This is a genomic window from Candidatus Megaera venefica, from assembly GCF_034554655.1.
Lineage (GTDB): Bacteria > Pseudomonadota > Alphaproteobacteria > Rickettsiales > Rickettsiaceae > Megaera_A > Megaera_A venefica.
In genome coordinates, this window is sequence record NZ_JARJFB010000096.1 from 1 (window position 1) to 7628 (window position 7628).

Here is a 7628-nt window from a genome sequence, read left to right on the forward strand (position 1 = left end):
CAAGAAATAAGGTAGCATCATATATGCATAGTTGGTATATCCAATTCTTAGCTTAATTAAAATATAGGCATTAATAGTGACAAGTAAAATTAATATCTAGAGTGCTAACCCGCTTAAGTGACAAGTAAAAAATACCGGGCTCCATAACCAGTTTAAAAACATCCCAGTCCAATACCACTTTAGTATAGTTTTCTCCCTTTCTTTGTGTAGTTTCCCATCCCAAAATAGCTAAGCTAATATATAAAATAGGCCAGATTATTCCGAAATAATAGCCAGGAGGAGTGAGAGAAGATTTAATTAATTGCCCATACCATGGATACATTCCAAATCTCGTTTTATCATATTTAGTTGTTTGATTTAGTGTGAATTAAGAGCTTCATTGCTATCCAAATATAAAGAGTTTGTCTAATAAGTTATGCAATCTTATATTTTATCAATCGGTATTTTAATGTATTTTATGTTATTATCTTCGGGATTTCCGAAAGTACCTGCCCTTAAATTAGTTTGCAATGAAGGCAGTAATAGTTTTGGAACGGCTTTGCCTCTATCTCTTTTATTACGTGTTTGTATATACTCGTCTTTTGATATTCCTTCATGTATAAGAATATTTCTCTCTTTTTGTTCTTTAACAGTTGATACCCAAGCAATGTCCCTTCCTTGTAACGGATAATCATGGCACATAAATATTCTCGTTTCATTGGGCAAACTCAAAATCTTTTTTATAGAGTCATACATAGTATTAGCACTGCCTCCTGGGAAATCAGTACGGGCTGTTCCAATATCAGGCATAAATATAGTATCTCCAACAAAAATGACATCCTCAATCAAGTAGCTTGAGCACGCTGGTGTATGGCCAGGTGTGTGTAAAACTTTAATATCTACATTTCCTAGTGTGATGACTTCATTATCGTTAAAGAGTTTATCAAACTGAGAACCGTCAAGCTTTGTATCTTTGGCGGTATTAAAAATAGGAATCCAAAATGCCAACACATCTTTGATTTTATTACCAATCCCAATTTTCCCACCTAATTTTTCCTTCAAGTAATGAGAAGCAGTAATATGATCAGCATGGATATGAGTCTCTAAAAGCGATTCTACAGATAAACTATGCCCTTGAACGTAGCTAATGACCTCGTTTGCAGACGTTTTGCTTATCCTTCCTGAGTATTGATCATAATTAAGAACTGGATCAATAATCACTGCTTTATTGGTACTCTTATCATTAACTACATGAGTAAAAGTTGCTGTATCTTGATCAAAAAACGTTTTGATATTGATAGCCATAATAAAATCTCCATGCTTCTTATTATATAATAAACTCTCTTAATGCAATTGTAATTGCTGTTATACATATAAACCATCCAAAACCTTTTTTTAATTGCGAAGCATTAATGTAGGTTCCTAATTTTATTCCTATCAGCATACCAAGCACAGCTAGGCTTACGTACCAAAATATGTTTATCCAGTCCTGTGCTAGAAAATTATGTTTATCTGATAAAAATCCGATCAATGAATTGAGTGTAATAATAAATAAAGATGTAGGAACAGCACCCTGCATACTAAAACCCATCAATAAAATTAAAGTAGGTATTATTAAGAAACCACCACCGGCACCTAGAAGACCCATTACCAGACCTAGGCAAAATCCAAGCAAGATTATCTTTGTTTGGTTTAAGAATGACGAGTGCTTTGTATTTGGTAGCTGAAGCCGATTATCTCTTATCATTAAATAACTTGAGGAAATCATGAATGTCAGTAGCAATAATATCATGGCTTGATCTAAGGTAATAATGCCCAATGATCTTGGTAAATTAGGCAGGATATAGAATCTTGCGCTAAAGACACCAATTATAGATGGTAAAGCAAAAAGAGCTACTTTACTGAATAAAATAGAACTTCTATAACGCACAGTACCAATGAAAGCAGAAACTCCAACAATCAGTAGAGAATAAGTTGTTGCTATAATGATGGGTATTTTGAATATGTAAACAAGAATAGGAATAGTTAAAATTGATCCTCCAGCCCCTACGAGTCCTAGAGTTAATCCCATAAATAATAAACTGAGATATCCTAAGAATTCCATAGCTATCTATTCCAAGGCGCTCTGGCTAATAGCTTTGCCATACCACACCATCCAGTAAGGCCAGCAAGCATCAATCCCAAACCAACGAAACCAGGCAAAAGATAAAATCTTTGATTAACAAAGGCACCCAATATGACGCCAGAAAAAGCTATAATACCTGCTGCAAGTTGTGTTTGGCGATCAAGAGGAAGAACATTGCTACCAGATTGTTTAATATTAAAACCTCCTTCTTTCCAGGCTATAATCCCTCCTTTTAATGAATAAAGATCCAATGTTGGATCCTGTGCTAAAAGTTTTTTGCACGCCTCAGAGCTTCTTTTTCCAGAACGGCAATGAATAACAATCGGGCGTGACTTTGAGGGTAATCTTTCAACAGAAATTTCTGCAAGGGGTATAAGACAAGCATTATCAATAGACTCTGTTCTGTGTTCAGCGGGCTCCCTTACGTCAATCAGTAGCATACTATCTTGATCTAAATATTTTTTTAGATCAGCCGCAGTAATTGTTTTCATAATGTATGACTCTGTTTTTATTTTATAAAACGACTTTAGTTAAATTCTCACTAGCTTTAAAGCTAACAATATTACGCTTTGCAACTTTGGCAAGAGCAATATTATTGTGGTGATTTAATCCGTTTGGAAAGAGGGGCACAGACTTGAATTCACCAATTTCATCGATAGTTACAGATTGCCCAGCTGCAACTAGTTCTTGCAAAGTTTGAGCAAACATATCGACCATAGACTCAGCTACAGTTTCGTCAATACCAAATCTGTTGGCCGCAAATTTCACAAACCCATAATTATTCATATTAACTCCTTCTATTTTAAAATTTAAGTTGATACTTATTTTGTTAGTGCAAGAAAACCAAATACTATCCCAAAGGTTGCAAGCGCCCCAAGAGCTGCTTTCCCAGCTCTTGTTGATCTTTGAAGCATGCTGCCACCGCCAAGCACCGTAAATGCTGGATAAACAAGATAAACAACATGAAGCCAGTGAGCTTCAACTTCTTTAATGAGTGCCTCGCCATAAGGAGAGGTAATCCAGCCGCATAATGTTGCCGCTAGTGCTACTGGAATTATAACATAATTGCTGACCCCAGGGTTTTTTCGCGCTTCTTTCTGATCATTTTGTTTATTATCAGTAGCCATATAGTTCCTCTTTTGTTATTCATACGTACTTTAAATATAAAGTATTACACGTGTTGTGTCAAGTATTTATTTCTTTTGATAAAGCAAATAAGCTCAGCTTACACTTGGCTTGGTTTTTACGTAAAATAAAGTCTATTATTAAGTTTTTATTGTTATTTTGTATTTTTCACTTTATATTTAAAGGAATAGCAAAAAGAATAATTTTTAAATACAATGACAAATCTACAAAATAGGATTCGTGAGCTAATGGCTCAAAAGGACATCAATGCTGTTAAAATTGAAAAAACTACTGGGTTAAATAGAAATACAGTCTATAGCATCCTTGCTGGCAATTCCAAAACCCCTAGTGCCCAAAACTTACAGCTGATCGCAAAAGCCTTAGGTGTAAGCTTAGAGTTTCTTCTTCTCGATGTGGAAAAAATAATGATCGAAAATTTAACTGCAGAACAAATTAAAATCTTTTGTGATGCCACAAATTCTGTTACCACCTCAATTATAGAAAAGAAGATAAATATTTCACTAGAAAAGCTAGTTGCTTTAATAAAAGAAGTATACCAATATTCAATCGAGGCCGAAGCTGAGTCTCCTCATATTGATGATAAATTTCTAAGATGGACAATAGACAAATATCATAAATTTTAGTTACATTAAATTTAAACTATATAAAAAATAAAATAACCAAAATAACTACAAAAATTGAAGGATAAACATTTTTATAGAAAATTTAAATCAAACCGCTACATCTAATAGGAGAAAAAAATATGCACAAAATTATTTTTATATTTAAAAATAACATAGCAGACATACTAACCACCTTTATGGTTCTAACATTAATTGTGATAATAGCTCTAGCCTCTGCTTCTGCTCAAGATATTCCAACAAAAACCTCTGTTTGCAAAGAAGTAGGGCAAGGAAGATACCAAAATCTAGACAAACTCCTTAAACCGACCAGTAGCTTAAGAGACATCAAGCTTAATAATAATGGTGAGCCTATCTATACTGGGCAACAAACTTTAGAACTAATGACATTAAACGCAGAATGTGGAGTTCGGATAATGCCTTTCACTGGAGTTTTACTTGGTACAATTGAGGATATTGAAAACATTTATACAAAATATTTTAAAGTCCGATAATAATTAAATTGAAACTTACAGACTTATTATGAAAGTATTAAATATTGATCCAGCAACTTGTAAAAGATGGAAATATGCCGATAGAGCTGAATCTGAATTTTTCAAAATTAATGAACTTGCCGAAGATATTCTAAGGAATGGTCAAATTAATCCTGTCCTCATTAGGCTAAGTGACGATAAAGAATATGAATATGAATTATTTGCGGGAGCTAGAAGATGGAGAGCTTGTTTATTAGCACGTATTCCACTTAAAGCAATTCTCACAGACTTTGATGACAAAGAAGCTGCCATATCCCAAATTAAGGAAAATGAAAAAGTTGGAATTTCACCTTATAGTAAGGGACTTTCCTACAATCTTTTGATAAAGAATAAAGTACTAACACAAGAACAGCTTGCAATTAACATTGGTGTATCGAGATCTAAAATCCAAAGCTTGCTTTGTTTTGCAAAAATTCCAAAATCAGTAATAAATGCTATAGATAACACAGACAAAATTTCAGCGCGAGCTGCTAATAGCATTTATTCTCTTTCAAGGAAAGGGAATGACTATATCAATGCTTTAATAGAAATTGCAGACAAGATTAAAAATGGGTTGGCTAGCTATGATATTGAAGAATCCGTTAAAACTATCGTATCAGGTAAAAAGGAAGAGATAGACAATGATATTAGAGATAACAAAGGAGAAATTGTTGCCAGATGGAGAATGGGTTCTCTTATCATTAGGGCTAAAAACAGTACTGATAGAAGAAAGCTCGCTAAATTAGTGGAATATTTTCTAAATGATTAATCCCTAGTACATGTAAGAGAGGATGATTTTCACCCAATCTTTTTTCATTACTAAGCAACTCTTCCTACAAGCCTATCACTTGGCTTAAAGCTAACAATATTACGTTTTGCAACTTTGGCAAGGGCAATATTATTATGGTGATTTAATCCATTTGGGAATAGGGGTACGGATTTGAACTCACCGATTTCATCGATGGTAACGGATTGCCCAGCGGCTACTAGTTCTTGCAAGCTTTGAGCAAACATATCAACCATCGATTCAGCAACAGTTTCGTCAATACCGAATCTGTTGGCAGCAAATTTTACAAACTCATAATTATTCATAGCAATCCTCCTGTTTTTTTGTTTTACTTGTTTTCGATATTAAAGAAATCAACCAGCATTTTGTTGAATTTATTTTTGTCTAACTTTAAATCTTTGGCAAAATATAGCTTACCATCTTTCCATTTAGCCAGGACTTGACCAGATGTGTTAGTGATAATTTCTTCTTCCTCTTTACCAAACTCTCCATTTAAGATTTCATCAACGAGTTTTTCGATACGTACACTACCGGCACCTTTTCTGATTTCTTCGGCAATCTCGATAAGAGCTTCTTTGTGGGCAGCTGATTTTTTTGAAAGAGCTAAGATAGTTTCCGCAGATCTAGCTGAAACTTTACTCATGTTTGTAACGGCATTCCAGATCGCTTTATCTATTTTCTCAAATGCTAATAAGTTTTGTATCTTTTTTCTGGAGCACCCGGCAATTTCGGCTAATTGCTCTTGAGTTAGCTTACCGTCTTGCTTTAGTTTAGCAAATGACAAGCCTCTTGAGTACTCAGAAAGTCCTAGTTGCTCATTTTCCTTAATCTGGATAGCTGCTGCCTCTACATCTGTTACATTAGTTAATATTGCTTTGAGTGGTAAGTCGGCGGCAAGGCAAGCTTGCAGGCGTCTACTGCCAGCAATTACCTCGTATTTGAACTTGCCAGTGTCTTTTAAGGCTCGAATAAAAACAGGTGTTATTTGTCCATTACGTTTTATGTCTTCGGCTAAAATATTCGTATCACCAAATTCAAAAGAATTGCGATCAGCATATTGCCACCTTTTACAAACTCTTGGATCAACTTCTATTATTTCCATAAATATAATTCATTTAATATATAATTATTATATCAATAGTATCTGGCTAAAACAAGGAAATAAAAGAAAAATAGAAATATTGTAAGTAAATAATCTTAGAAGAAAACCAAAGTTGCAATAAAGCAATGCGTAACTTTTTCTAACTATCTTAAAATGAGAAGAATATACAGCATTTACTCAGCTTAGGATCCGTTCTTAAAGCCACAAACTGTATTTTGCAGTAACTTCCGAACATTTTAAAGAGTCTTTTAAAAAGCCCCATATGGAGCTTTTTGTGCTAAAGATAGTAATTCTTTAAATACACTGATATTTCCAAAAATAGAGGATAGCGGAATGAATCTCATGATTGATTGTTGCCATGGTAAAAACAAATAACAATTAGTATTTGTAATTGTATCCCATACGTGATACAATTGTTCTTGTAAATTAATTGGAATAAAAAGCATATTATGTCTAAAACAGCTTATATAAGAGCGAGAATAAATCCCGAACTTAAATGCGAAGCCGAGCGTGTTTTATCACAACTTGGTATGACTCCAACTCAAGCAGTAACAATTCTCTATAAATATGTTGTGCGTGAACATGAGTGGCCTGTACCAATGAAAATACCAAATGCAAAAACTTTAAGAACATTCAAAGCTACAGATAAAAAAAGTGGATTAGTTGCTTCTAAAAACACAAAAGAAATGTTTGATAAATTGAAGATTTGATCGTGTTCCAACCAATTTATACCAACTCTTTTGCTAAGGATATAAAGCTAGCACAAAAAAGAGGTAAGAACATAGACAAGCTAAAAAAAATTATTGAACTACTTGTGAATAAAGAACCTATACCGCAAAAATATAGAGATCACAACTTAGTTGGTAATTTTATTGGCAGAAGAGAATGCCACATTGAACCAGACTGGTTGCTAATATATAAAATTGACAAGGACGAGATAATATTTGAACGCACCGGTACTCATTCTGATTTGTTCTAATTTTAGATATTAAATTAAATCACGGCAGACAAATTTTATCCTTTTATCCGCATTATAATTCCCTAAACAATTATTTTTCTGCAAAGCATATATCGACTTAACGCTTAATTGTATCCTAGAGAACTTCAGCTTTAATTACATTTTCCAAGCAAAAGGGGAGGAGATAAGCTGAACTCTTTGCCTTCAAAAATTCTCCTTCATAAAAGTAATTGCGCCAAAGGCGCATGCCTAACAACATCTATAATCACAATTGAGATAATAATTTAGGGAGATATTCCCCCTAAGCTACACCTCTTTTCTTATTGGCTAAAATAATCCTATAGACGAGTTAGTAGTAGTTGAAAATTTATACATGATTTGATAATATGTCTGATATTC

General features: G+C 33.7%; 12 protein-coding genes and 1 pseudogene. 5 read left to right on the forward strand and 8 right to left on the reverse strand.

What is annotated here, in order from left to right; translation table 11 throughout:
- Positions 1-96 precede the first annotated feature (96 nt).
- From Megvenef_RS09890 to Megvenef_RS06270, 6 genes and pseudogenes are all read right to left on the reverse strand, one after another.
- A pseudogene (locus tag Megvenef_RS09890) lies at positions 97-322 on the reverse strand (TspO/MBR family protein).
- A 101-nt stretch (positions 323-423) separates the two neighbouring features.
- Positions 424-1284, reverse strand: coding sequence for an MBL fold metallo-hydrolase (locus Megvenef_RS06250; RefSeq protein ID WP_322777119.1), 861 nt, complete (start codon positions 1282-1284; stop codon positions 424-426).
- A 22-nt stretch (positions 1285-1306) separates the two neighbouring features.
- The gene (locus tag Megvenef_RS06255; protein WP_322777120.1) at positions 1307-2083 is read right to left on the reverse strand and encodes a sulfite exporter TauE/SafE family protein; all 777 of its coding nucleotides are present in this window, start codon (positions 2081-2083) and stop codon (positions 1307-1309) included.
- A gap of 2 nt (positions 2084-2085) precedes the next feature.
- Entirely contained in the window at positions 2086-2595 is a 510-nt protein-coding gene (locus Megvenef_RS06260; RefSeq protein WP_322777121.1) for a rhodanese-like domain-containing protein, read from the reverse strand.
- A gap of 22 nt (positions 2596-2617) precedes the next feature.
- Entirely contained in the window at positions 2618-2890 is a 273-nt protein-coding gene (locus tag Megvenef_RS06265) for an HU family DNA-binding protein (RefSeq protein ID WP_322777122.1), read from the reverse strand.
- Positions 2891-2925: 35 nt separating this feature from the next.
- Positions 2926-3231 (reverse strand): hypothetical protein, encoded by a 306-nt coding sequence (locus Megvenef_RS06270; RefSeq protein WP_322777123.1) that lies wholly within the window; start codon positions 3229-3231, stop codon positions 2926-2928.
- A 213-nt stretch (positions 3232-3444) separates the two neighbouring features.
- Here Megvenef_RS06270 and Megvenef_RS06275 point away from each other — a divergent pair, with 213 nt between their 5' ends.
- The 3 genes from Megvenef_RS06275 to Megvenef_RS06285 all read left to right on the forward strand — a co-directional run bounded on the left by Megvenef_RS06275 (position 3445) and on the right by Megvenef_RS06285 (position 5151).
- Entirely contained in the window at positions 3445-3873 is a 429-nt protein-coding gene (locus Megvenef_RS06275; RefSeq protein WP_322777124.1) for a helix-turn-helix domain-containing protein, read from the forward strand.
- A 119-nt stretch (positions 3874-3992) separates the two neighbouring features.
- On the forward strand, positions 3993-4364 hold the full coding sequence (locus Megvenef_RS06280) for a hypothetical protein (protein ID WP_322777125.1): 372 nt from the start codon (positions 3993-3995) through the stop codon (positions 4362-4364).
- Positions 4365-4392: 28 nt separating this feature from the next.
- On the forward strand, positions 4393-5151 hold the full coding sequence (locus Megvenef_RS06285; RefSeq protein WP_322777126.1) for a ParB/RepB/Spo0J family partition protein: 759 nt from the start codon (positions 4393-4395) through the stop codon (positions 5149-5151).
- 50 nt (positions 5152-5201) lie between these two features.
- On the opposite strand, the gene Megvenef_RS06290 is transcribed toward Megvenef_RS06285, so the two are convergent.
- The gene (locus tag Megvenef_RS06290) at positions 5202-5474 is read right to left on the reverse strand and encodes an HU family DNA-binding protein (RefSeq protein ID WP_322777127.1); all 273 of its coding nucleotides are present in this window, start codon (positions 5472-5474) and stop codon (positions 5202-5204) included.
- A gap of 23 nt (positions 5475-5497) precedes the next feature.
- The gene (locus Megvenef_RS06295) at positions 5498-6271 is read right to left on the reverse strand and encodes a ParB/RepB/Spo0J family partition protein (protein ID WP_322777128.1); all 774 of its coding nucleotides are present in this window, start codon (positions 6269-6271) and stop codon (positions 5498-5500) included.
- Positions 6272-6720: 449 nt separating this feature from the next.
- On the opposite strand from Megvenef_RS06295, the gene Megvenef_RS06300 reads away from it, so the two are divergent.
- Both Megvenef_RS06300 and Megvenef_RS06305 read left to right on the forward strand, forming a co-directional pair.
- Entirely contained in the window at positions 6721-6981 is a 261-nt protein-coding gene (locus Megvenef_RS06300; RefSeq protein ID WP_322777129.1) for a type II toxin-antitoxin system RelB/DinJ family antitoxin, read from the forward strand.
- Positions 6982-6983: 2 nt separating this feature from the next.
- Entirely contained in the window at positions 6984-7250 is a 267-nt protein-coding gene (locus tag Megvenef_RS06305; protein WP_322777130.1) for a type II toxin-antitoxin system YafQ family toxin, read from the forward strand.
- Positions 7251-7628: the final 378 nt, after the last annotated feature.